Annotated in this window: 19 protein-coding genes; 13 read left to right on the top strand and 6 right to left on the bottom strand. The window is 59.3% G+C overall.

Annotated elements, in window-relative coordinates; all coding sequences use genetic code 11:
• The first annotated feature begins 8 nt into the window (after positions 1–8).
• Positions 9–749 carry a hypothetical protein gene (locus GGC65_RS02315; RefSeq protein ID WP_192645684.1) on the top strand — a complete coding sequence of 247 codons (741 nt, stop codon included), beginning with the start codon at positions 9–11 and terminating at the stop codon, positions 747–749.
• A gap of 7 nt (positions 750–756) precedes the next feature.
• On the opposite strand, the gene GGC65_RS02310 is transcribed toward GGC65_RS02315, so the two are convergent.
• From GGC65_RS02310 to GGC65_RS02300, 3 genes are read right to left on the bottom strand one after another with little or no spacing between them, the layout of a single operon-like run.
• A complete protein-coding gene (locus GGC65_RS02310; protein WP_192645683.1) occupies positions 757–1,929 on the bottom strand; it encodes a carboxynorspermidine decarboxylase in 1,173 nt (390 codons plus the stop codon).
• 17 nt (positions 1,930–1,946) lie between these two features.
• Entirely contained in the window at positions 1,947–2,297 is a 351-nt protein-coding gene (locus tag GGC65_RS02305) for a DMT family protein (RefSeq protein WP_192645682.1), read from the bottom strand.
• Positions 2,294–3,382: an alpha/beta fold hydrolase gene (locus GGC65_RS02300; protein WP_192645681.1), complete on the bottom strand. Its 1,089-nt coding sequence runs from the start codon at positions 3,380–3,382 to the stop codon at positions 2,294–2,296. Before GGC65_RS02300 ends, GGC65_RS02305 begins: the two co-directional genes overlap by 4 nt.
• A 605-nt stretch (positions 3,383–3,987) precedes the next feature.
• Between GGC65_RS02300 and GGC65_RS02295 the strand changes: the two genes are divergently transcribed.
• The 3 genes from GGC65_RS02295 (at position 3,988) to GGC65_RS02285 (ending at position 8,727) form a co-directional block, all read left to right on the top strand.
• Positions 3,988–4,197, top strand: coding sequence for a hypothetical protein (locus tag GGC65_RS02295; RefSeq protein WP_225940640.1), 210 nt, complete (start codon positions 3,988–3,990; stop codon positions 4,195–4,197).
• A gap of 94 nt (positions 4,198–4,291) precedes the next feature.
• The gene (locus tag GGC65_RS02290) at positions 4,292–6,121 is read left to right on the top strand and encodes a hypothetical protein (RefSeq protein WP_192645680.1); all 1,830 of its coding nucleotides are present in this window, start codon (positions 4,292–4,294) and stop codon (positions 6,119–6,121) included.
• 14 nt (positions 6,122–6,135) lie between these two features.
• The gene (locus GGC65_RS02285; protein ID WP_192645679.1) at positions 6,136–8,727 is read left to right on the top strand and encodes an RHS repeat domain-containing protein; all 2,592 of its coding nucleotides are present in this window, start codon (positions 6,136–6,138) and stop codon (positions 8,725–8,727) included.
• 494 nt (positions 8,728–9,221) lie between these two features.
• Here the strand turns inward: GGC65_RS02285 and GGC65_RS02280 are convergent, their stop codons facing one another.
• Entirely contained in the window at positions 9,222–9,596 is a 375-nt protein-coding gene (locus tag GGC65_RS02280) for a TrbC/VirB2 family protein (protein WP_192645678.1), read from the bottom strand.
• 151 nt (positions 9,597–9,747) lie between these two features.
• Here GGC65_RS02280 and GGC65_RS02275 point away from each other — a divergent pair, with 151 nt between their 5' ends.
• From GGC65_RS02275 to GGC65_RS23235, 9 genes are read left to right on the top strand one after another with little or no spacing between them, the layout of a single operon-like run.
• Positions 9,748–10,086 carry a TrbC/VirB2 family protein gene (locus tag GGC65_RS02275; RefSeq protein ID WP_192645677.1) on the top strand — a complete coding sequence of 113 codons (339 nt, stop codon included), beginning with the start codon at positions 9,748–9,750 and terminating at the stop codon, positions 10,084–10,086.
• Between the two features lie 3 nt (positions 10,087–10,089).
• Positions 10,090–10,374: a type IV secretion system protein VirB3 gene (locus GGC65_RS02270; protein ID WP_192645676.1), complete on the top strand. Its 285-nt coding sequence runs from the start codon at positions 10,090–10,092 to the stop codon at positions 10,372–10,374.
• A complete protein-coding gene (locus tag GGC65_RS02265) occupies positions 10,353–12,722 on the top strand; it encodes a VirB4 family type IV secretion/conjugal transfer ATPase (protein WP_192645675.1) in 2,370 nt (789 codons plus the stop codon). The genes GGC65_RS02270 and GGC65_RS02265 overlap by 22 nt, the downstream gene beginning before the upstream one ends.
• A complete protein-coding gene (locus GGC65_RS02260; protein ID WP_192645674.1) occupies positions 12,722–13,939 on the top strand; it encodes a type IV secretion system protein in 1,218 nt (405 codons plus the stop codon). Before GGC65_RS02265 ends, GGC65_RS02260 begins: the two co-directional genes overlap by 1 nt.
• Complete coding sequence (locus tag GGC65_RS02255; protein ID WP_192645673.1) at positions 13,936–14,712, top strand: virB8 family protein; 777 nt, start codon at positions 13,936–13,938, stop codon at positions 14,710–14,712. Before GGC65_RS02260 ends, GGC65_RS02255 begins: the two co-directional genes overlap by 4 nt.
• Complete coding sequence (locus GGC65_RS02250; protein WP_192645672.1) at positions 14,709–15,422, top strand: TrbG/VirB9 family P-type conjugative transfer protein; 714 nt, start codon at positions 14,709–14,711, stop codon at positions 15,420–15,422. Before GGC65_RS02255 ends, GGC65_RS02250 begins: the two co-directional genes overlap by 4 nt.
• A gap of 50 nt (positions 15,423–15,472) precedes the next feature.
• Positions 15,473–16,516, top strand: a complete 1,044-nt coding sequence (locus GGC65_RS23240; RefSeq protein WP_225940639.1) for a TrbI/VirB10 family protein — start codon at positions 15,473–15,475, stop codon at positions 16,514–16,516.
• Positions 16,513–17,511 (top strand): P-type DNA transfer ATPase VirB11, encoded by a 999-nt coding sequence (gene virB11, locus GGC65_RS02240; RefSeq protein WP_192645671.1) that lies wholly within the window; start codon positions 16,513–16,515, stop codon positions 17,509–17,511. The genes GGC65_RS23240 and virB11 overlap by 4 nt, the downstream gene beginning before the upstream one ends.
• A 55-nt stretch (positions 17,512–17,566) precedes the next feature.
• The gene (locus tag GGC65_RS23235) at positions 17,567–18,685 is read left to right on the top strand and encodes a hypothetical protein (protein ID WP_225940638.1); all 1,119 of its coding nucleotides are present in this window, start codon (positions 17,567–17,569) and stop codon (positions 18,683–18,685) included.
• A 435-nt stretch (positions 18,686–19,120) separates the two neighbouring features.
• On the opposite strand, the gene GGC65_RS02230 is transcribed toward GGC65_RS23235, so the two are convergent.
• Both GGC65_RS02230 and GGC65_RS02225 read right to left on the bottom strand, forming a co-directional pair.
• Positions 19,121–19,504, bottom strand: coding sequence for a hypothetical protein (locus GGC65_RS02230; RefSeq protein ID WP_192645670.1), 384 nt, complete (start codon positions 19,502–19,504; stop codon positions 19,121–19,123).
• Positions 19,483–23,661, bottom strand: coding sequence for an RHS repeat domain-containing protein (locus tag GGC65_RS02225; protein WP_192645669.1), 4,179 nt, complete (start codon positions 23,659–23,661; stop codon positions 19,483–19,485). The genes GGC65_RS02230 and GGC65_RS02225 overlap by 22 nt, the downstream gene beginning before the upstream one ends.
• Positions 23,662–23,678 lie beyond the last annotated feature (17 nt).

The following is a 23,678-nucleotide window of genomic DNA, read 5'->3' as shown; positions in this document are numbered from 1 at the left end:
AGCGTCGGATGAGCTTGGCAGCACTCGTGATGATGATGGCGGTACAGGGAGGCGGCGAGCCGCTGCCTGCGAAAACCGACATCCCGAGCGATTTTTCGACCGTCATCTGTCCAACCGAAGCGGCCGCGCGCACGATGCTCGGAACCTATTATGGCGTGCAGCCGGCGCCGCGAAATCACACGATCGACACCGGCCTGTTCTTCAAGGGGCTGGCCGCGACCGGGTGCACGCAAAACAGCCCCGACGCGAAATCGACGATCACGATCAAGGAGGTGGTCGCGCGGCGGACGCTGGCGCTTGCACCGGGAAGCGAGACTTACCTTGTCTATCGCGGGGCAAACGCAAGTGGCGCCGAGGTTGTCGGGATCGTCGACGAGACAGGGAACGCCAAGCATCCGCGTACCGATTTCGAACGCTGGCTTGCCGAATTTGTGCCCGATGGCGTGCTGAATCATGATCCGGCAACGATGGGCAAGCTCTATCTCTGCTCAACGGCCGATGGGGCGCGGGCAGCCGTCCGCGCGATCCCGACCAAGGGCAATGAGGCCACGCGCAATGCGGCCTTCGCCAAGGCTCGAACGGCCAATGCTTGCCGCGAGGCCACCGCAGGCCGTTACAAGATCATAGCGCGTTACGAGAACCGGACGATCGCGTGCGGGTTCGAGTGCGAAGACGTCTGGAATGCACTCGCCGCGACCGACGCGCGCGGACGAGCCGTTGCATTGATCTTCAACGGCTCGCACTTCTGACGCGCGATCACCCCAGACGTGTCTTGAAATCCTCATAACCGAATTCGCGGATCAGCTTCAATTCGTCGCTCTCGCTGTCCCACAGCCAGATCGACGGCAGCGGAACGCCGTTGAAGGTGTTCGTCTTCACCATCGAATAATGCGCTTGGTCGAGGAAAGCGAAGCGCTGGCCGATGCGTGCGCCGCCGGGCAGGCGGTAATCGCCGATCACGTCGCCCGCGAGGCATGACGGACCGCCGAGGCGTGTCGGCATGCCCTCGCTGCCTTCGCCGAGCATCGCGGGCCGGTACGGCGCCTCGATCACGTCGGGCATGTGGCATGTCGCCGAAATGTCGGTGATGCCGATCGGCATGCCATTGTCGAACAGGTCGAGCACCTCGCCGACGAGGATTCCGGCGTCGAGCGCGATCGCTTCGCCGGGCTCGATCATCACATCGCAATCGGTCGATGCCCGCACCTGCTTCAGGAAGGCGATCAGATCGTCGACCTGATAATCGGCGCGTGTGACATGATGCCCGCCGCCGAAATTGATCCATTTGAGCTGGTTGAAGAAGGGCCGCAGCATCGGCTGAACCGCTTCCCATGTCCGCTGGAGCGGCGGAAAATCCTGTTCGCACAGGCTGTGCATATGGACGCCGTCGACGCCCTCCATATGTTCGGGCAGCAACTGGCTGATCGGGAAACCGAGGCGGCTACACGGCGCCGCGGGGTCGTATTTCGGAACCTCGCCCTCGCTGTGCATCGGGTTGATACGCAGGCCAATGTCGAACGTCTCGCCCTTCGCGCGCAATTCGTCGAGCAGCGGACGGAAGCGCGTGATCTGGCCGGGCGAGTTGAAGATCAGATGATCGGACAGCGCCGCGATCTCGGGCAGGTCGGCTTCCTTATAGCCGGCGCAATAGGTCGCAACTTCGCCGCCATATTCGCCGCGGCCGAGCCGGGCTTCATAGAGACCCGAGGCGCAGACGCCGTCGAGATAGCTGGTCACGGTGGGACCAAGTGACCACATCGAAAAGGCCTTGAGCGCCGCGAGCACGCGGGCGCCTGATGCATCGCCGATATGGCGGAGCACCGCCAGATTGGCGCGCACCTTCGCAGTATCGACAACGAAGGCGGGTGAGGGGACGCGGCTAAGGTCGAAGCGGGCAAAGGCTCCGGGATCGCCGGCACGGGTTTCCATGTCGCTGTAAAATCCTGTCAGACCGCAATCGGTCCCTTGAAAATGAAGAACGCCCCCGCCGCAATCAGACCGAAGCCGACGAGATGGTTCAGGGTCAGCTTCTCACCGAGCCAGAAGACCGCGAACCCGGCGAATATGATCAGGGTTATGACTTCTTGCAAGGTCTTCAGTTCGGCGGCGCTATAAACGCCATAGCCGATGCGGTTCGCGGGGATGACGAGGCAATATTCGAAAAAGGCGATTCCCCAGGCGATCAGCACCGCGAGCCAGACCGGACGCGACACGGCGCCGAGCTGCCCGTACCAAGCAAAGGTCATGAAGATGTTCGAGACGAACAGCAGGCCGATCGGCGCGAGATAGGCGGTCATTTTGTGTCTTTCGTGAGCGGCAGCACGTCGGTGAGCAGCGCGGCAAAGAAATGCCCCGGCTCCTCGACCATCGGCATATGCGCCGAATGTTCGAGCCAGACGAGCTTCTTTGAGGGTGCTTCAACCTGTCCGAACCACTGGGCCGCCACAGGCGATGGGACAGTATAATCATGCCGTCCGAGCAGGAAGACGAGCGGCACGTCCATCTTCTTCACCTTCGTGAAGCTGACGTTGGCGAGGCGCGGCCAGAGCGTCGTCACCGAAAATTCGCTGCCCTTGCCCCATGCCTGCCGGTCGGTCTCGGTGTACTCCGGTGACAGGCGCGGCGTCTGAAAATAATATTTGAGGTCGGGCTTGTTGTAGATGAGCGAGCCATAGGGGATCGCATATTTGCGCCAACCATCGGCCTTGGCGATGGTGAAATCGCCCGACGGATAAGGGGCGAGCGCGTCGATCGCGGCGACGGCCTCTGCGTTGCCCGACGCGAGCGCCTTGGCGCGCGTCCACGCCATGCCGGCCTTTTCGCCTTCGCGAAAATCGATGCCCTGACCGACACCGACATAGGCGTAGAGGAGGTCGGGCCGCTTCGCCGCGACCGACAGGCCGACGATCGATCCCCAGCTGTGCCCCATCAGCACAACCTTGCGCTTGGCGTAGCGCTTCCCGAGCAATTCGATCAGTTCGATGGCATCGTCGCGGTAGCGCTCGACCGTCATCGTCGGCGCAAGCGTCACAGGATCGTTGAGCGGATAGCTGCGACCCGCGCCGCGCTGGTCGTACTGGACGACGGTGAAGACATCTTCCCATGGCCGCTGGAACGCCCAGGCAAAGGGCATTTCGACCGCGCCCGGACCGCCATGGACGAAGATCAGGATCGGATTGCCGCGGTCGGAGCCGCGTACGTTCACAACCTGTCGCGCGCCGCCGAGCGTGACCTCGAACGTTTCCTGCACCCCGTTCGGCGTGACGATCTTGCCGATGTCGGCGACAATCGCACGCGCCGGAGCGTAAGCGTCGTCGGTTTGGGCGGTGGCGGGGGTGCTGAGAACGGCAAGCAGAGCAAAAGCCGCGATGAGGAACTTCATGAAAACAACCCCTTCGTCATTTCCGCAAAAGCGGGAACCCATTCGGCCGTCGCTACTGGGTTCCCGCTTTCCCGAGCACGCCTTTGTTATAACTCGCTTGAAGTGGCAATTTGAACCCACAGCGGCCTGCTGCCGCTTTTGACTCGATGTCCACAATCCGGTAGCGAGGCGGCAGTTGATCCTGCGAGGTTTCGGATGAGCTGGCACACACCCGAGCGCCTGACGGCAGGTGTGCTAGCGAGCGTGTGTCCTGGAAAGCTGCAGCCGTTTGATGCGCAACGGCGATTCGGTTCGTGGCGCTCGACGGCCATTGCCGCGGGGATGCGGAAAGGCAACCATGACGCCATCGCTGTGTGCGACCGGCGCGCCTAACGGGCTCGCACAGCCGGCACCCTGTGCACTCGGGACCGAACGCGCGAATAAAATTCGAAATAGCGTGAGCCAAGGAGGCGGAAATTGCATCCAATATGGCAACGAAATAGGAGATATGGCCGTAAGAAAAGGCTTTCCTACAATATATCTGGCACATAGCCTTTTGGGGTCGAGGGGTAAATTGCTCCTGTGAAAGCGATTCGGAGGGGCCGTTGTCAATAAAACGGGTAAATTTGCTCGCGCTGAGTTCGATGCTCATCAGCGCATCGCCGTCATTTGCCGCGGAAACCGTCACCTACACCTACGATGCAAAGGGGAGACTCGTGACAGTCGAACGGACGGGCACCGTGAACAATGGCGTCAAGACGGAGTACACGCACGACAAGGCCGATAATCGACAAAACGTCAAAGTGACGGGCTCGCCCAACGCGCCGCCGCCCTAGAATGTGGATATGACCGAACGGCCTTATGCTTGTTAGCATCGCGAGGCTGCAGCGTAAGTAACTGCACTGGCGCCAGCCAGAGGGGGGCAAAGATATGGGTGCTAGGAATTTGTGTGGAGACGCGAAGCTGATTGGCGCGTCGTTTATTGCCGCGACACTCTTTTCTTCGTTAGCTTGCGCGCAGGATTCCGGCCGCCAATTCGATCCTCCTGTTAAGACCGTTGATGAAAAGGGAGTGGATTTGGTGAACGGCCAAGCCCGCATCTCCATTCCTCTCGTTTCTTTTGGCGAAGGCGCAACCGCTCTAAAATCGAGCTATGAACTTGCTATACCTGCTGGGAATAGTAACGGAGCGCTGCAGCCAAATCCGCGCGGTAAATCGTCATATATCAATGAGTTTGGCATTCTGACGGGCGCCACCATTGCTGATGGATCAGGATATTTTCGAACCGGGGGCTATGATTACATCAATCCGAACGGATCTAGGTATAGCAAGAGTATTGGGCCAGCCAACGTTTTCAGATTCACGCCCCCTTCGGGGGCCAGTTCAATATACGACGCTTCGGGAAATAGAGTAGTTTCCTCAACCGGCTTGTTGAGTCCAATGGGAGACCAGCCGGAAGTGTTCAATGAAATCGAGCTTGCGAACGGCGAGCGGTGGACTTTCCATAGAGATATCGTGAATGTCCCCGTTGGAGGCGGTTTGTCGGCCGGGATCGACAGACTGAGGTTTGCGGTCTCGTCGCGCGGCTACGGGATTCAATTCCTCTATCGGACCAACGCAACGCCGACGTCGATGGCGGGGTCGGTAAACTGGAATTCACCTACAAAGATAACAGCTTATAATAAATCTCAAATTTTTTGCAACGAGCTCATTAAGCAAGAATGTGCGTCCGTATCTGCGCTTCCTTCCGCAAATATTACCTATAATGATGCTTTTAAATCAATCAAGATTACCGAACCAGGCTACTCCGATGGAGTGGAAATTGTCATTTCGAGCGGAGCCGTGGTAGTTCGCCAAACGGCGATTCCTAGCTCATCGGTCACGTATACGGCAGCAGGGGCCAACGACGGAGAGACTAGTTATGTAAGTTCGATCACCGATGCGAATGGGACCTATAATTATACCTACTCGGTGAACATCGACGATAGTGGATATGTGCCATTTATGGGGGCAACTTCAACGAATCCGCTTGGAGGTGTGAAAGAGGTATCTGGCCACACGCTTTTCGGCCAGATGACAACATACACGGACGAGAATCTTCGCAACTGGTGGTCACATGTTTCGGCGCATCCGGGAGACTATCGGGTCTATGGATATACCGACCCGGAGCAGGGCGGCATAAATCTGGGCCGGGATAACCGCAATAACATCACGGTCGCCGAGCGCAGCCCGAAGTTCGGCTCCGGGCTTTCGCCAGTCACGATCTATTCCGCGGTTTATCCGACCCACTGCGAGAACCCGCGGACTTGCAACAAGCCGGCCTCCGAAACCGATGCGCGCGGCGCGACCACCAATTATACATATGATCCCGCGCACGGCGGCTTGCTGACGAAGATGGAGCCCGCCCCGGACGCGGGAAGTTCGCGGCCTTTGACCGTACGGAGCTACGTCCAGAAATATGCCTATGTGAAAAATGCCAGCGGCGCACTGGTTCCCGAAGCAACTCCCATCTGGATGCCCGCAACGGAGACGATCTGCCAGACAACGGCAGGAAGCAGTACGCCTGTGTGTGATAGCGGGGCGCAGCAGGCAACTACCGCATATGAATATGGTGCTGACGGTACCGCAGATAATCTTTTGCTGCGCGGGGTCGCAGTGACGGCAGGCGGCGTCACGCTGCGCACTTGTTACAGCTATGATTCCTTGGGTCGTAAAATCAGTGAGACGCAGCCCGCTGCGAATCTCGCAACCTGCCCGTAAAGGAGGAAAGTGTCATGAATCTTCCTAAGCTGGGCCGCAGCCTGATCGCGTTCGCCACTGCGGCTCTCAGCGTCGCCGCGCAGGCACAGACGTCGCCATCACCCTACACGAGCGCCACTCGCTATGACGCAAGCGGAAAGGTGACCGGTACAATCGCACCCGATCCGGATGGGGCGGGTCCGCTGGCGTATGCGGCGACCCGCCTGACTTACGATGGAGCAGGCCGTCTCACGAAAACGGAAACGGGTGAGCTTGGAAGCTGGCTATCCGAATTGGTAGCTCCGGCTAGCTGGCCATCGGGTCCAACGGGCTTTTCGGTGCTCTCGTCTGTGGAAATTAGTTACGATGCATTCAACCGGAAGTTGAAGGAGGTATCGAAGGGCTCCGACAATCTTCCGGTCTCGGTTGTTCAGTATAGCTATGACGTTCTGGGCCGGTTGGAATGCACGGCGCAACGGATGAACCCTGCTGTCTACGGTAGCCTGCCTGCCAGCGCCTGCACGCTCGGCACCGAAGGAAGCTTCGGCCCCGACCGCATCGTCCGCAACAGCTATGACGCGGCGGGCCAGCTTCTGAAGGTGCAGAAGGCGTATGGGACGGTGCTGCAGGAAGACTATGCGACCTACACTTATAGTCCGAACGGCAAGCGCATGAGCCTGACCGACGCGCGCGGGTACAAAGCGTCAATGACATATGACGCATTCGATCGCCAGACACGGTGGAACTTCCCCTCGCCGACTACCCCCGGCGTCGTCTCGGTCACCGACTACGAAGAATATGGCTATGACGCTAACGGCAACCGTACCTCACTACGGAAGCGTGACGGCTCGACGATCGCCTATCAATATGACGCGCTGAACCGTAACACGGTCAAGGTCGTCCCCGAGCGAGCCGGCCTGGCGACCACGCACACGCGTGACGTTTATTATGGATATGACCTGCAGGGCCTCCAAACCTACGCCCGGTTCGATAGCCCGACCGGCGAGGGACTAACCTTCACCTATGACGGCTTCGGGAGGCTGGCTCATACCAACACGCTAATGGACGGCGTGTCGCGCTCGATCGCTTCCTGGTTCGACCGTAACGGCAATCGGACCGATATGGCTTGGCCGGACGCAGGCGGCGCTGGCGGCGGTTATGATGCGGCGGTGACCTCCTATACTTATGACGGTCTCGATCGGATGGTGACGCTTTTCCAAGGCGGTGTGGCCTGGAGCACGAACATGGTCGACTATGCGTATAATAGTCGCGGACTTCGGTCCTTGCAGACGGGCCGGTTCGGACCAGTGACAAGCTTCGGTTATGATGCAGTCGGCCGGCTGAGTGCGCTGTCGCACAATCTTGGCGGGACCGCACAGGATGTGGCGTTCAGCTATGGCTATACGCCGGCGTCGCAGATGGCCCAGCAAATACGCGACAATGACGTCTATGCGTGGACCGCTCATTTCAATGTCGACCGCAATTATACCGCGAATGGGCTCAATCAATATACCGCCGCAGGACCGGCTTCGTTCACCTATGATGCGAACGGTAACCTGACATCAGACGGGTCGACGACCTATGTCTATGACGCCGAGAACCGGTTGGTCAGTGTGAGCGGAGCGAAGAATGCGACGCTGCGGTATGATCCGCTCGGTCGCCTTTACGAGACGGTCGGGAGCACGACCACGCGGTTCCTCCATGATGGCGATGAACTCGTTGCCGAATATGATGGCAGCGGCGCTATGTTGCGCCGCTATATGCATGGCAAGAATGTCGACGATCCAGTTATATGGTACGAAAGCAGCAGCCCTTCAGGTGGCCAGCGCTGGCTGCATACCGACCATCAGGGCAGCGTCATCGCGATCACGGACGCCGCCGGTAATCCGTTCGCGGTCAACAGCTACGACGAATATGGCATCCCCAAGCCTGGGAACATTGGGCGTTTCCAGTACACTGGGCAGGCTTGGCTGCCCGAGATCGGCATGTATTATTACAAGTCCCGGATATATTCGCCGACGCTCGGCCGGTTCATGCAGACCGATCCCATCGGATATGACGATCAGGTGAATTTATACGCCTACGTGGGGAATGACCCGATTAATAGAACGGATCCGAAAGGCGAGCGAGGGGCGGCCGTCGCAGCCGGTCGCGTCTGTGCTGCCAGGCCATTGGAATGCGGCCTCGCCGCCGCGGGCCTAGCCTTGATTTGGGCGTCCGCTACGATATCGGGCGATCAGGCTGACCGAATTCGTAATGGACGTCGCGTGCGGTCGCCTAGCGACCTTATGGTTCCTCCTGAACCCGTTCTTCATGACTCAAGCGATGCACCGCGGCCGGAGGATCGGCGTCGTGGCACGCGTCCGACGGATGCCCCTCGCGGGACCCGACCAGTCGACAGTGTAGGTATCGATAAGGATGGCGTCCACGAGATAAAGGATGGTATCGGCGCGAAGCCCAATGATTGGGTGGGGATAGCTCCGAATGGTGATATTTACACGACCGATCCACTAACCGGAGAGGCAATAAATGATGGCAATATAGGGGATTATGGAATCGAACTCGGATCGAAGGGCGGCAGAGATAAAAAAGGGGCTCGCAATCGTGGATGGGGAGACGACTATTGAACGTACCTGTCCTAGTTTCCTGCGCCGTCTGGCACAACTTTTTGCCGGTTCAGGTGATCCGGGAAGCAGTCAATCTTGTACCTAAAATATCGTGGTCTCGAGGAGATGCGCCAAACGGGAGGACCCCAAAAGACCGAACTTATTGCAGATTTGAAATCGGTACAATCGATCTGGGAATTTCCAATTTTGATCGAACGCCGTTCGAAAGTTTCTCTTCATTGAAACGTATAGGTGGATTCTTTTCTAGTGGCGGGGTAATTATATTTTACTTGAAGCCCTTGAGTGAAGCGGAATTGTATCTTGATTACGGGTTTCTTGAGATGATCTCAAGTATTCCGGCTGAGCTTGTGATAAGGTAGCTGTAGGGTGAAATAAACAAGGATCAAAACTTGGATAAGGAAAATATGATATTTGAAACGATGAATTGCCGGCGAGGATTAGCCGAAGTGATTAATTTGGTTTTATCGAGCAGAGCGTTCCGAAAATTCCGTTTCTTAATGCTGACTTGGAACAGAGGCCCCCGCATATGGGTCGTAGTTAGAAGTCGACGATCCCGGAAGTGGAATAACCGTAGGTGGCCGTTGGGAATTAGAAGTTACCACGGGACGGTCGCGGACAGAGCTCGCTGAACCTGTTAACACTGCGACGATGCCTGACGCCCCAAACAGGACGAAGCACCCGATCACCACGACGATGCCGCGCCGCAATTCGAGCCGCCCTGACAGCATCAACAGCCCGATCGCCGCAACGGCAATCACGGCGATCATGGTCGCGGTTGAACCCAATGCCACGCTCTGTATCCAGTGAATTGCATCCTCGATTGGGCTATCGACTGGCGGATCAGCGAGTGACAAGGTCGGCAAATACATCTGAAATCCACTTGCACATTTTCGACGAGATTAAAACATGTTGGCTGAACCCGAACACGCTTCCAATCTGGTGACAATTACTCAGTTTCGGCTTGGCAGTTTTATACCGCGCGGGCTATCCCACCTCGCGCATCGCCGCCAATGATTCCAAATGGCGCAAGGGGGTTTAGTGAAGCTAAAAACTAAAATCGCGGGTTGGACTGCTTCGCTCGCTGGATTGTTCCATGCCGCAACTGCCCAAGCTCAAGAACTTGTCGACCCTGAAGGCTCAGGCGTGTTCGTCTCGGCGGTTCAATGGCTCCAAGGCACCCTCCTCGGCACTGTTGCTACCGTCGTCGCTGTGATTGCGGTCGCCACGGTCGGCTTTATGATGCTGACCGGGCGGATAAACTGGCGTTACGGAGCGACCGTTATCCTCGGCTGCTTCATCCTGTTCGGTGCCGCGAGCATTGTCGCGGGTATCCAGTCCACCGCCAGCCTCGGGCGCTGAGACATGAACAGGGTCGAGCGCGATGTGATGTTCGTCGCGCTGACGCGGCCGCAGATGTTCGCAGGCGTCACTTATAGCTATTTCGTCGCCAATGCGGTGATCGCCACCGAGCTCTTTTTGATCTTCAAGTCGATCTGGGCGCTCGTCATCGCGCTTGTCGTTCATCTGGCTGGTGTGCTGCTGTGCCTCCGCGAACCGCGCTTCTTCGACCTTTGGCTGACCAAGGTCGGGCGTTGCCCCCGCATCCGCAATTATTCGATCTGGCAATGCAACTCCTACCGGCCCTAGCTTCCTCTGCGAAAGTCGTGGCCAAGGAAGCGCCGGCCGGTCGGCATCTGCCCTACAGCCACCATGTCGACGCGCACACGATCGCGACGCGCGACGGCTTGCTGATGCAGATCATCGCGCTGCGCGGGCTGCTGTTCGAGACAGCCGACACCGACGAGATCAACTATCGCAAGCGGCTTCGCGACGCGATGCTGCAGTCAATCGGCTCGTCGCGCTTCGCCCTCTATCATCATATCGTTCGCCGCCGCGTCGACGTCGGGCTCGATGCCAAATTCGACGATCCGTTCTCGGCGAAACTCGATGCCGCCTGGCAAGGTCGGCTCGACCGGCGCCAGCTCTTCGTCAACGATCTCTACCTGACGCTGATCCGGCGTCCTCTTCAAGGGCGCGTCGGCCTGCTCGATAGCTTGCGCGAAAAATTGAGCCGCACCAGCTCGCCCGTCGAGACCGCGGCACAGGATTTACGCCAGCTCGACGCCGCGCGCGAAACCCTGATGGCGGCGCTTGGCAGCTATGAGCCGAGGCTGCTTTCGGTTTACGAGGGCGAAGCTGGACCGTGTTCCGAGCCACTCGAATTCCTCTCCACCCTCTACAACGGCGAAAACCGCCCGATCTTGCTGCCTACGCAGGATATCGGCGCCTATCTCCCCGACCGCCGCGTCAGCTTCGGGCAGGAGGCGATCGAGCTTGCGCCTGCCGGACATGCGGAGCGCAGCTATCTCGGCATCGTCTCGATCAAGGACTATCCGGGCCAGACGAGCCCCGGCATGTTCGACGAGTTGCTGCGTCTGCCGTTCGAGCTCACCGTTTCGCAGTCCTTCGGCTTCATCGAGCGTCAGGCCGCACTCGGCCGCATGAACTTGACGCTGCGGCGGATGCGCTCAGCTGAGGACGAGGCGCTGAGCCTGCGCTCCGAACTGTCAAACGCCAAGGATGAGGTGGCGGCGGGCCGCTCGGGGTTCGGCGAACATCATATGACGATTGCGATCCGTGGGAGTTCGCCCGATGAGGTCGACGCCGGCGTCGCCGAGGCGCAGGCAGCGCTGGCCGATCTCGGCATCATCGCGGTGCGTGAGGAAATCGCGCTCGAACCCGCTTTCTGGGCACAGTTTCCCGGCAACTTCAAATATATTGCGCGGCGCGGCCTCGTTTCGACGGGCAATTTCGCAGGCCTCGCGAGCGGCCACAATTTCGCGCTCGGCCAGCCGCACGGCAATCATTGGGGCGATGCGGTCACCTTGCTCGAGACCACCGCGGCGGGACCCTATTTCTTCAATTTCCATCAAGGCGATCTCGGCAACTTCACGATCATCGGACCGTCGGGGTCGGGCAAGACGGTCGCGCTCAATTTCCTGCTCGGGCAGGCGCGCAAATATGATCCGCGGATCGTCTTCTTCGACAAGGACCGCGGCGCCGAGCTGTTCGTTCGTGCGATCGGCGGGCGCTACGATGTGCTGCGGCCGGGCACGCCATCGGGGCTCAACCCGCTCCGGCTCGAGGACAATGCCGCCAACCGGCAGTTCCTGATCGACTGGATCGCGCTGCTTGCGGGCACGGCGGACGTCGAGGAGCTTGCGCAGATCAAGGACGCGGTCGACGCCAATTATGCGCAGCCGCCGCATCACCGGCGCCTCCGCCATATCGTCGAACTCTTCCGCGGTGGCCACCGACCGCATGCCGACGATCTCTGGTCGCGCTTGCGTCCATGGTGGGGCGACGGCGAGCGTGCCTGGCTGTTCGACAATGAAGAGGATGCCACCGACCTCGCCGTTCGCTCGGTCGGGTTCGACATGACGCAGATCCTCGACGATTCCGCGGTGCGCACGCCGGCGATGATGTATCTCTTCCACCGGGTTGAGGAGCGGCTCGACGGCAGCCCGGCGATCATCGTCGTCGACGAAGGCTGGAAGGCGCTCGACGACGACGTCTTTGTTCGCCGGATCAAGGATTGGGAGAAGACGATCCGCAAAAGGAACGGCATCGTTGGCTTTGCGACGCAGAGCGCACAGGATGCGCTCGAAAGCCGGATCGCGAGCGCGATCATCGAGCAGGCCGCGACGCAGATCTTCATGGCGAACCCCAAGGCGCGCGCCGAAGATTATGTGAATGGCTTCGGACTCACGCCGCACGAATATGAACTGGTGCGCTCGCTTCCCGACAGCGCGCATTGCTTCCTGATCAAGCATGGCAACGAAAGCGTCGTCGTGCGCCTCAATCTTTCGGGCGAACGCGAGCTACTGACGATCTTGTCCGGGCGCGAGCGTACGGTGCGCCTCCTCGACGAACTCCGCGCCGAACATGGCGATGCGCCCGAGGCTTGGTACGACGCGCTGATGGAGCGTGCCTGATGGCTGTTTGCGACGCCATTCCAAGCCCCGAAAGCTTCGCGCCGAGCTTACTCTATTTTCTCGACTGCCAGGCGCAGCTGATCGGGTCCGAGGGCTATCGCGCGCTCGCCGCACCCGGATCGACGGCGTCGATCCTTCTGACCGGGATGGTCACCTTGCTGATCGCGTTTCTCGGTTACCGGATGCTGCTTGGGCATACGCCGACAATTCGCGAAGGTGTGCTCACCTTCGTCAAGATTGGCCTCGTTCTCGTGCTCGCGACGAGCTGGCCCGCCTACCAGATATTGGTCTACGACATCATCCTCCGTGCGCCCGCCGAACTCGCCGCGACGATCGGCGGCGCCGCGAACCTTCCGGGAAACGGAGGCGGGCTGGTCGGGCGGATCGACGGCGTCGACCAGGCGCTCAAAGTCCTTGCGATCGAAGGCGTCGGCCCGGTCGCGCTCGGTCCCGACGGGCGTCCGCTCATGCCCTCGGTGCCGCCACCGCCATTTCTTGGTTTCGACAGCTTCGCGCTCGGCTTCGCGCGCGTCATCTTCCTCGTTTCGACCGTGGCATCTTTCGCCGTGGTGCGGATCGCGGCGGCGCTGCTGTTGTCGCTTGCGCCCTTGTTTGCCGCCTTCCTGCTGTTCGATGGAACGCGCGGGCTGTTCGAGGGCTGGCTGAAGGCGCTGATCGGGACAGCGCTTGGCAGTCTCGCGATCGCCATCACGCTCGGTATCGAGCTCGCCTTTATCGAGCCGTGGCTGGCGAGTTTGCTGGCAAGGCGCGCGGGTGATCTCGACATCGTCGGTGCACCGGCGCAGCTCTTCGCTGCCGCCATCATCTTCGCGATCGCTCTGGCTGCGGTCATATGGGTGACGGCGCGCGTGGCGATGAGCCTCCGCATTCCGGCGTGGCTGCCTGCAATGCAGAACGGCTGGGCCGCAGAAACTACGCAGCGCGCCTCGCCCGCGCAGACGACGGCAGCGGCACATCCCCCGATCGAAAGCCGCTCGCGCGCGGCCGCGGTCGCCGATGCCATCGCGATCAACCAGCGCCGCGAGACGCTCGCCGCCGAAGGCGCCGGTGGCTCACGCGCGGTCCATATCGCGCGCAGCCTTGCCGGACAGGAGCGAGGCGATCGATTGGACCGGCTCCCCGAAAGGGATCGATCGAGCCGCCGGACCCGTAACCGTATCTCCTCACGCGCGATTGCCAGGGACAAGCGACTATGAAGAAGTCCGAAGCGCTCGACGCTTATTATGCCGAAGCCGATAGCTGGGCGAAGGATCGCGGCGATGCGCTCCGCGCATCGCGCCGCACGGCTTGGTGGGTTGCTGGCGGCGCCTCGGCGATCGCGATCTGCGAGGCGCTGGCGCTCCTTTTCCTGACGCCGCTGAAGACGGTTGAGCCCTATACGCTGCTGGTCGACCGCCAGACGGGGTTCGTGCAGCAACTGAAACCGCTCGAAGCCGAGACGATCTCGCGCGATCGCGCGCTCACCCAATCCTTTCTCGTCCAATATGTGATCGCCCGTGAAGGCTTCGATATCGATACGGTGCAGGGCGAATATCGCAAGGTCGGCCTCTGGTCGGCTGGCGCGGCGCGCGAGAGCTATATTGCCGAGGTCCAGGTCTCGAACCCCGACAGCCCGCTCATGCGCCTGCCGCGCTCTTCGCTCGTCGACGTGCAGGTGAAGAGCGTAACGCCTATGAACGACGATACGGCGATGGTGCGTTTCGATACGCAACGGCGCGATGCTGGCGGTCAGGCGCATCCCGCGCAGCCTTGGGTTGCGATCGTCCGCTACGGCTATAGCGGTGAGCCGATGAGCGTTGCTGACCGGATGATCAATCCGCTCGGATTTAAAGTGAGCTCCTACCGCAAGAGCGCAGAGGCGTTGACCGTGGTTGAGCCCGGTGCGGCGGCGGCATCGGCGAACGCTTCATCGGGCGCGGCAGGATTGCCTGTACAGGGCGCCGTTCCGGCGGTTCCGAGCCGGCCATGACGCCGCGGTTCGCCCTTGCTGTTTCGATAGCGCTCTTCGGCGCGAATGCGAGCGCGCAAATCCGTCCGCAACCGGGCTACGGCGACGCCCGGATGCAGATGATCGATTACCGGCGCGACCAGGTGGTCCAGATAGAAGGCGCGCCCGGATACCAGGTCCTGATCGCGCTCGCCCCCGACGAGCGGATCGAGAATGTCGCGCTCGGCGACAGCAGCGCATGGCAGGCAGTCGCGAGCCAGAGCGGTAACCTGCTCTTCGTGCGGCCGACGCAGGACGGCGTCAGCACCAATATGACCGTCATAACCAGCGCGCGCTTCTATGCGTTCGATCTGGTGCCGGCGAACGGCGCGCCGCCCTATGAGGTCCGGTTCCGTTATCCCGCCGAGCCCGACGGCAATATGTTCGCCGGGGCGACCGAAACAGCCGCGGTTGGTCAATATCGTCTCAGCGGCACGCGTTCGATGTGGCCGGTTCGCATGCACGACGACGGCGTCAGGACCTATATCGACTGGCCGCAGGACGTCGCGCTTCCCGCAGTCTTCATCGTCGACGATCTCGGGCGTGAACGGCTCGCCAACGGCAATATGCGTGGGCATCTTTACGTGATCGACAGCGTCCAGGATCAACTGCTGTTCCGCATCGACCGCAAGACAGCGCGCGCCAAACGCTATTTGCCGCAGGGTGATGCAAAGGAAGGCGGCAACCCATGAGCACGCCAGCCCCAGACGCTTCTCCTGGCGAACCGACAGAACGCGGCGCCATGCCTCGGGTTGCGCGTCCGCGCGCCGGACTCTCAAGCACCGCGATTATCATCGGGGCGGTTCTGGCCGGCATCCTGCTCTTTACGATTCTCGACGCCCGCCGCCGCGCCTTGTCGGCACCGGCCGTCCGACCCGCGCGTGCCGATCTGGTCGGTGCTTCACAGGCGCTGCCGACGCTTTATATCCCGCCTGTGCCGCGCACGGCTGCGGTCCCGATGCCCGTAGCACCAGCGATCGCGGTGCAGCTGACGCCGCCGTCGCGGCCGCAAGCCGTCCCGGAGCCGACACAGTCGCCGTCGGTTCCATTCCCTCCGCAATCCTATGGTCCGCCGCCGGCGCCTGCTGCGCCGCCACGTGCCAGCGGCGGCGCGATCCTTGTGATCGACAGCTCGCAGGCGGCGCCGACGGGCGAACGCGCGGCGCCCACTGCCGAGGGCGGTGCCGCGCAGATACAGACGAGCACGGCGGCTCGCAGCCGAGCAGGCGCGATGTCCAATCGCGCGACCACCGTCCCGCAGGGCACATTGATCCCGGCCGTTCTCGAGACTGCACTCGATTCGACGGGGGCAGGTTTCGCTCGCGCGCTGGTACAGCGCGATGTTCGCGGCTTCGACGGCACCCGCGTCCTGATCCCGCGCGGCAGCCGTCTGATCGGCGAATATGCTTCGGATACCAGCCCGGGGCAGAAGCGTGCTTTTGTCACTTGGACGCGGCTGATCCGCCCCGACGGCGTGACGATTTCAATCGGATCGCCCGCGACGGACCCGGTGGGGGTCGGCGGTGTCCGAGCCCGGGTCAATAGCCATTTCTTCGAGCGCTTCGCCGGATCGATCCTGCAGACGGCGATGCTGATCGGCGGCAACCTTGCCGCGCGGTCGGTCGGGGATTCGGTCGTCGTCGCGCTGCCGGGGGCGTTCCCGGGCACCGCCGCGACGGCGCCGGCCACCCAGATTCCGCCAACGCTGAGCGTCCGGCAGGGAACGAGCGTCAGCGTGTTCGTTGCGCGCGACCTCGACTTCACGGGGGTCGAGGCGCCGCGATGACTGCCGCTGCTGTCGCCGATCGAGTCTATCTCTCAAGCTACCTCGCGCCGCTTGCCTTCGCGCTGGAGCGCGCTGACGTCACCGACATCTATATCAACAGGCCCGGCGAACTTTGGCTCGAGACGCTTGGTGGCAAGATCGAGCGGCACGACGTACCGGCGCTCGATGCCCCGCTGCTTGCCCGGCTCGCAAGGCAGGTGGCGGCACTCAATCACCAGGGAATAAGCCGCGAGCATCCTCTGCTCTCGGCGAGCTTGCCTGACGGCTCGCGTATCCAGATCGCGCAGCCGCCTGCGACGCGCGGCGAGATGGCGATCGCCATCCGCAAGCATGTCTCGGCCGATTTGACGCTCGACGATTATGTGTCGTCCGATGCGTTTCGAGAGGTTCGGACTGCTGGGAATGCACAATCGACGGTGATCGATCGTGTCCGCGATCTGGCCGAGGCCGGCGATATGGGAAACGCGCTCCGTGAGGCCGTGCGCGGCCGTCTCAACATTCTGATCTCGGGAGGCACGTCGTCGGGCAAGACGACTTTCCTCAATGCGTTAATTCGCGAGATTCCGCCCGACGAACGGCTGATCTTCATCGAGGATACGCCGGAGATTCGGTTGAAACATGACAATGCAATCGGGTTGATCGCGGCGCGAAGCGCTCTTGGCGAGGCGCATGTGACGGCTAACGATCTCGTCTCGGCATCTCTGCGAATGCGGCCCGACCGGATCATTCTCGGCGAACTTCGCGGGCCCGAAGCATTTGCGTTTTTGCGGGCCGTCAATACCGGGCATCCGGGCTCGATGACGACAATCCACGCCGACAGCGTCGAGCGCGCGTTCGAGCAGCTCGCGCTCCTTGTTCTCGAAGGCGGCTCTACGCTCCAGCGCGAGGATATTCTCGCTTACGTGCGCATGACCGTCGACGTCGTTCTGCAGCTCACACGCGACGCGAGCGGGCGAAAAGTGTCCGGGATTGCTGTCCGGGAAATTCCGAAGTGATCGGCGGCATTATGCCGAGCTGTAGTTAGTCTGGGCCGAAGGGGGGGGGGGCGCCATGTTTCTGAAAGAATATCGTCAATTTCTAGCTGCGCTTTACTTGGTCGCAGCTCTTTTCTGTATTCCCGCAAATGCGGTGACGGTAAGTGCAAGCGCTTCGCAGCCGACGCTTATTGGCAACACCGTCGCGGGGAAAACCTATCGCGTGACAGCGTCCGGCGTTGCGGATTTGTTCGCTGGATGGAACGGCCAGGGTCTGCCTTTCTCTGCAAACGGGAAGCCGACCTATGCGTTTCCGGCCCCCTACGCACCCTTTTATCCGAACGGCTTGGATAACGACCCGAGCAGCGGGCCTACCGCCTATGGCATCGGCGGTCCTCAAAAGCTTTACGGCGCTCTTCTCGGGACGTTCAGCGCATCGCCGCAGAGCCATTCCGACTATTTTATGATGGGCAACTATCATGTCTTCACGGCGAACTCATCGGGCGCGCTCTACGCAAGCATCAATGATTGCTGCTTCTGGGATAATGCCGGGAGCTTTGAAGTCTCGATGGTCGAAGTCCAGGCGGCGACGGTGAGTACCGCCGCGACCCTGCCCGTCTTTATCGGTAATGTGGTTGCAGGCAAAACCTACCGCGTCATGGCGTCTGGCGTTGCCGATATAGGCGTCGGTTGGAACGGCCAAGGGCTGCCGTTCACCGCGAACGGTAGGCCGACAAGACCGTTCCAGGCCCCCTATTCAGCATTTTATCCGAACGGCCTGGATTATGACCCAGCCAGTGGTACGACCGCCTATGGCGTTGGCGGACCGCAAAAACTTTATGGCTCCCTGATCGGGGCTTTCACGAGTTCGCCTCAAGTATACGCCGATTTTTTCATGATCGGCGATGACTATATATTTACCGCGGGATCGACAGGCGCGCTTTACGCCATGATCAACGATTGTTGCTACAGCGACAATGCGGGTGGCGGCGGATATGACGTTTCAATGTCTGAGGTACCGAACTCGGGTGGCGGCGAGACAATCCAATATTCCTATGACGCAAAAGGCCGGCTGGTGAAGGTCCAGCGGAGTGGCGGCGTCAACAATGGCGTGATCACCGAATACGCCTATGACAAGGCTGACAATCGGCAAAATGTCAAAGTTACCGGATCCAGCAACTCACCCCTACCTTAACAAGTTACGAGAAGCAGGGCTGCCGGTGACTATGGCCTAGTGTTGACGATGATGTTCGTAGCGGATGGCGTCGGCGTCATCGCTTGGTAGGCTGGCCTACGTACGGTAATCAGGTATAAAGCAGAAGAGTGCGCAAATTTGACTTCGCGAATGGTCGCCCTCTCTGTGACCCCTTCGAGATGCAATGTCGGTAGCCCAGAGTTCACGGGCACACCTTTGTTATAATTCGTTGGAAGTCGTCATTTGAAAACTTCGAGCGCAACGGGAGTGCGTTTGCCTGATCCCATCCGTTCGGCCGTGCCGCTGACGGAGGTGTGCCAATGCCTAATATTCTGGGGAGAACCATACCGCGCCACGCAGGATGACGTCTCCATGGCCAAGCAAATCAAGCCAAATGGCCTCGGCCGTCCTGGCGCGCCTCGCTGACGGGAGTATTCATTCTCCAAACTCGACTGAAACAAGTGTCTTTGCTTTCGAATTGACACAAACTCGAGCATCCCCTCCTGCGGCTGCTTTTGGTTGAAAATACTGAACACAATTATTTCTATTTACTATCGAAGTCGCGCAATATTCTTGAGATTTTCTTATTTTATTTAAATCTAAAATTTCAGACAAAAATTTATCAGAGATATTTTTTGTGCCTTTGTCTATCAAGCTTGAATCTTCAAATTCATCAAAATGAAATCTCTCGCCGCAGCTTGCAACGGCAACCACATCATCATCTTTAAAAAAATGAAGACCCAAGAAAACTAAAAAAGTCGCCAATGAGATGCCCAGAAATATCTTGAATGATTTATTCATTGTCTTGGTGCTTGGCATACCGATCCCCTTTTTGCGTCCACGGCAACGACCGTCAGGCCTTTTCCCGAAAGTTGACTCCTGTCACCCGGGCTCAGCCAAAGATTGCCGCTTGGGTGAGAATGGATCAAAAACGAGGCGGTAACGCCTTTCTTCCGGAGAGCATCACTGCCGAGAATCCATGCGCCAGTCCCCATGGAGTCCACTGTGCCAGGATAGACTACAGTCATCCAGAGGCGACCGTTACCATCAAATCCTCCATACACACCATGTTCCAAGCCCGTCGCTTTGGTCTTCTCTATGATCTCATCCACGCGCTTGCCCAAGGTGCCTTGGTCCATCCGACCCTTGAGATCGCTACATTCAATTTTTTTCGGTTTGGCCGGGGGCTGCCCGCTCCCAACTATCGGAGCTGCCGCCGGATCGCCCTCTCCCCGGCGCAAGAGAGCGCTAAAATTGGTCATCACCATCCTGCAGAGAAATCCGCAGTGCCCATTGACGACGATGTCCGCGAGAATTCGGTCGCTCACGAAGCCGATTCCACCGCAGTTTACGCTGGTAAGGGAGCAATTCTCGCGATCAAGCCCTGTCGGATCGGAAAAGTTCACCGGATCGCTTTTGACATAATTGTACCAATTCATCCCATCGCTGTACCCGATCGGATCGGTCTGCATGAATCGTCCGAGGGTCGGCGAGTAGATGCGCGCCTTGTAGTACCACATCCCAAGCTCAGGAATCCAAGCCTGTCCAGTATAGCCAAACCGCCCGACATTGCCCGTCGCGGGTATCCCATATTCGTCATATGAATTGATGCTGGTTGTCGCGCCTGCACTGTTGGTAATGCCCACAATGCTGCCGCGCTCGTCGGCATGCAGCCAGCGCCGGTCGCTCGTTCCCGATCCTTCGTACCAGACAAGCGGCTCATCGATGCCGGGTCCGGGGACGTAGCGACGCGCCACTTGCCCCGAAGGCGCAACGATTTCCGTGATCAATTGATCACCCGACCAAGCAAAACGCGTGTCGGCCCCCGAGCTTCCGTTATATGTTCCTAGCAGCCGGTTGCCCGTCGGCTCGTAATTCATGACAAGGCCGTTTGGACCCGTCGTCAGGCGGTTCTCGACGGTATAGCCGTAGCCATTGCTGCCCGAGCTGGTGAGGTTGCCGCGCGCGTCATATCCAAGAAGATTGACTCCCGCGGCGGTCAGCTGGTTGAGACCATTCGAGGTATAGGGCCGGTCGACATTATAATGCCCACCCCAAGCATAGACATCGTTGGAGCGTGTATTGCTGATGATCTGGCTAGCCGGGTTATAGCCGAAACCTAACGTCAGATCCTGCGCGGTGCCTGTCAAATCCTGTGTGAGCGACCCAAGACGCGAGATGCCATCGAAACCATAACTTGTCACCGTCCCGTTGCCACGTGTGACGCTCGTGCGGCGGCCTAGATTGTCATAGCCATAGCTGGCGAGGACGCCGACGCCCGAGATAGCGCCATTTTCGCGGATCGCGGTAACATTGCCGGTCGCGTCATAATCATAATCGACATAGAAACCATCGTGCCAAGTCAGCCGGGTCTGGCGTCCCGCCGCGTCATAAGCATGATAGGTGGTGGCGTTATAATTCTGCTCTACCGTCAGCCGTCCGAGTGCGTCATAGGTAAAGGCGTTGACAGCCCAGCCATTGCCCGTCGCCTTCCGGAGCCGACCCAGCAGGTCATATTCATATGCCAGGTCCCAATAGGCGCCCGCCACCGGCTGGTCATAATATGTCAGGCGGTTGAGATTGTCATAGGAATAAGCGATTGTCTGGCCATCGCGAAGCCGGCGGCTTGTTACATTGCCATTTGCGTCATAGCCGAGCTGCTCATAATCTGCGGCATTTGCCGCATTTGTACCCTTGGCTGTCGAAGGATATTCGGTCTTGGTCAGGCGGTCGTGGCCGTCATAGCTATATTCCGTGCGATTATTCTCGGCATCGATCACATAGTCCGCCTTGCCGTTGCCGGTGTAGCCGGTTGTCATCTCGTCTGCCTGTTCTGGCGTCCCGACCGCGATTTGCACCTTCGTTACTTGCCCCGCAGCATCATAGCTATTCTTGGTGATCCGGTCGGGGCCAAAACTGCCCGGAGTGCCCAAAGTGCACGCCGAGGCTGGCAAGCTCGCGTAGCTTGTCGGATTCATCCGTTGTGCCGTACACTCCAGCCGGCCCAATGCATCATAGCTATATTGGGTTGCGGCATAGTTGGTGCCGCCTGACGACAATATATCGCTCACCTTGCGCGCATTGATATCATAGGCGGTGGTCACGGTTTCGGCGGGCGAAAATGCCGCCCAGTCGCCATCCGATTGGCTGTTTACCGTGCCTTGCTCGACCTTGTTCACCTGCCCCTGGAGGTTATATGTGATCCGTTCCGCCCGATGCGTGCGCGGTCCTCCACCATCGGGGTCCGGACCCGTCATACCGGTAATCTGCCGCGCCGCATCGTAACGATAGCGCGTCACATCGGCTGCGCCTGGCAGGGGGCCATCAACCGACGAAACATTGCCTACCGCATCGTATCCGGCTTCGGTAGTCGCAGCGAGCACTCCGTCGCCGGAACTCGTTGTTGCCTGTGTTCTGTTGAGATTGTTGGCCGTACCCCCGACGCCATAAGCAAAGGTGGTCTTTACCTCGTCAGAGGTTCCCGCGCACATCGCCACTGTCTGACAAGTCGCGATTGTCGTAAGCTTCTGGATTGGTTGCCCTGATGCCACGACTACGCCGCTGGCATTCTTATAGTAGGCCTGAAGGCCGGAATAGCCGAACCTTGTTTGTGGACGAACGCCGTTCGGCTGGGCAGGCTGAGTAATCGTTAACAGGCCCCCGTGAGACCCATCATAGGTGAAATCGGTTTGATTGCCTTTTTCGTCCCTGCGCCACTCGGGCTTGTTGCAGATAATGGGATTGGAACAACTTCCAGCAAAGCCAGCCGTGGCAACCGAAGTGACTGTTCCAGAACCGGGTTTCGCCACCCGCGACATTTGGGTTTGGTTGCCTCGTGCGTCATACGCATATTCGATATAGTTGCCTTCTGGAAACGTCATTCGCACAAGGCGCGAAGACGCATCGTAACTGTAGCTTGTCGTCCGACCCAAGGGGTCGGTGCCGCTCAGAAGGGACTCACGCGCTATGTCAAACGTGTAAACCCATTGTGCGGATGCAGCATCCGTGACGGTAGTGGTTCGGATATTTCCGGCGTCAGCATAAGTGTAGTTTGTCGTAACACCTTCCCTTGTTACGGATCCTACGCGGCCTGATCCATTATATCCGATGACCACATCATCCGATACACTTGATGGCTTACGAACCCCAACCAGGTTCTGGTTGACATAGGTATATCGAGAAATTCTTCCCAAGACATCCGTCACGAGTTTTGCATTGGGATTATCAGTAGCTGTAGAGAATGAAAGAGAGGGCCAATTCTGAGAAAAGCTGCAGTTATACTCGCAACTTTCATTTGCCAGATTAAATGCAGTCGCCTTGACGACATTCAAAAAGGCGGGGACCATCGTCACATCGCCCGCCGAATTCGATTGATATGAAAATACAACCCGAAAGCCGCTATTATTGGTCACGGATGCCAGCCTGACGGCATTTTCATATACTGCACAGGATGAGGCGCCAAATTGCGTGCAAATCAGTCTGGTTTCATAGTTTAGCGTCAATATTTCGCCATTGGGACGCGTCATCTTCGTCAGCATGGCCTCGCTTGACGGGAATCGACCGCCTGCAGATTTGCTGAAGATCGACTGGGTGCCATCCGCTTGGGTATAGGTGTATGTCCCGGCGGAGCTGTTGAATGTGAGCGTTGAGCCCCTCTGCTCGCTGGGCACCAACAATGCAGAAAAATCTTCTATTCTTCCTCCCAGGTCGACACGGAACGAACCGTTTCCGAATTTGATGAGCGCGCCTTTGGTGGATTCAATCCAGCCGCCGTAGCTAGAAAATCGCTCGTAGGTGAGGCTGTTTTCTCCGGATCCTATCGACAAGGTTCCCAAGGTGGTCATGTATGTGCCGCGGAATAGGTCCACCTCGCTTCCGTCTTCAAACGTTCTTTTTGGCGCGGACGCGCTTGGTGCGCTCTGGGCCCAAGCCATGGAACTCATCATCGTCGAGCCGATGAGCGTCAAACGAAGCATTGTGCGAGCACTACGCC

This window comes from Sphingopyxis sp. OAS728 (assembly GCF_014873485.1).
Lineage (GTDB): Bacteria > Pseudomonadota > Alphaproteobacteria > Sphingomonadales > Sphingomonadaceae > Sphingopyxis.
The sequence above is the reverse complement of the archived record's forward strand: the minus strand, read 5'-3'. Positions and strand labels throughout refer to the sequence as shown.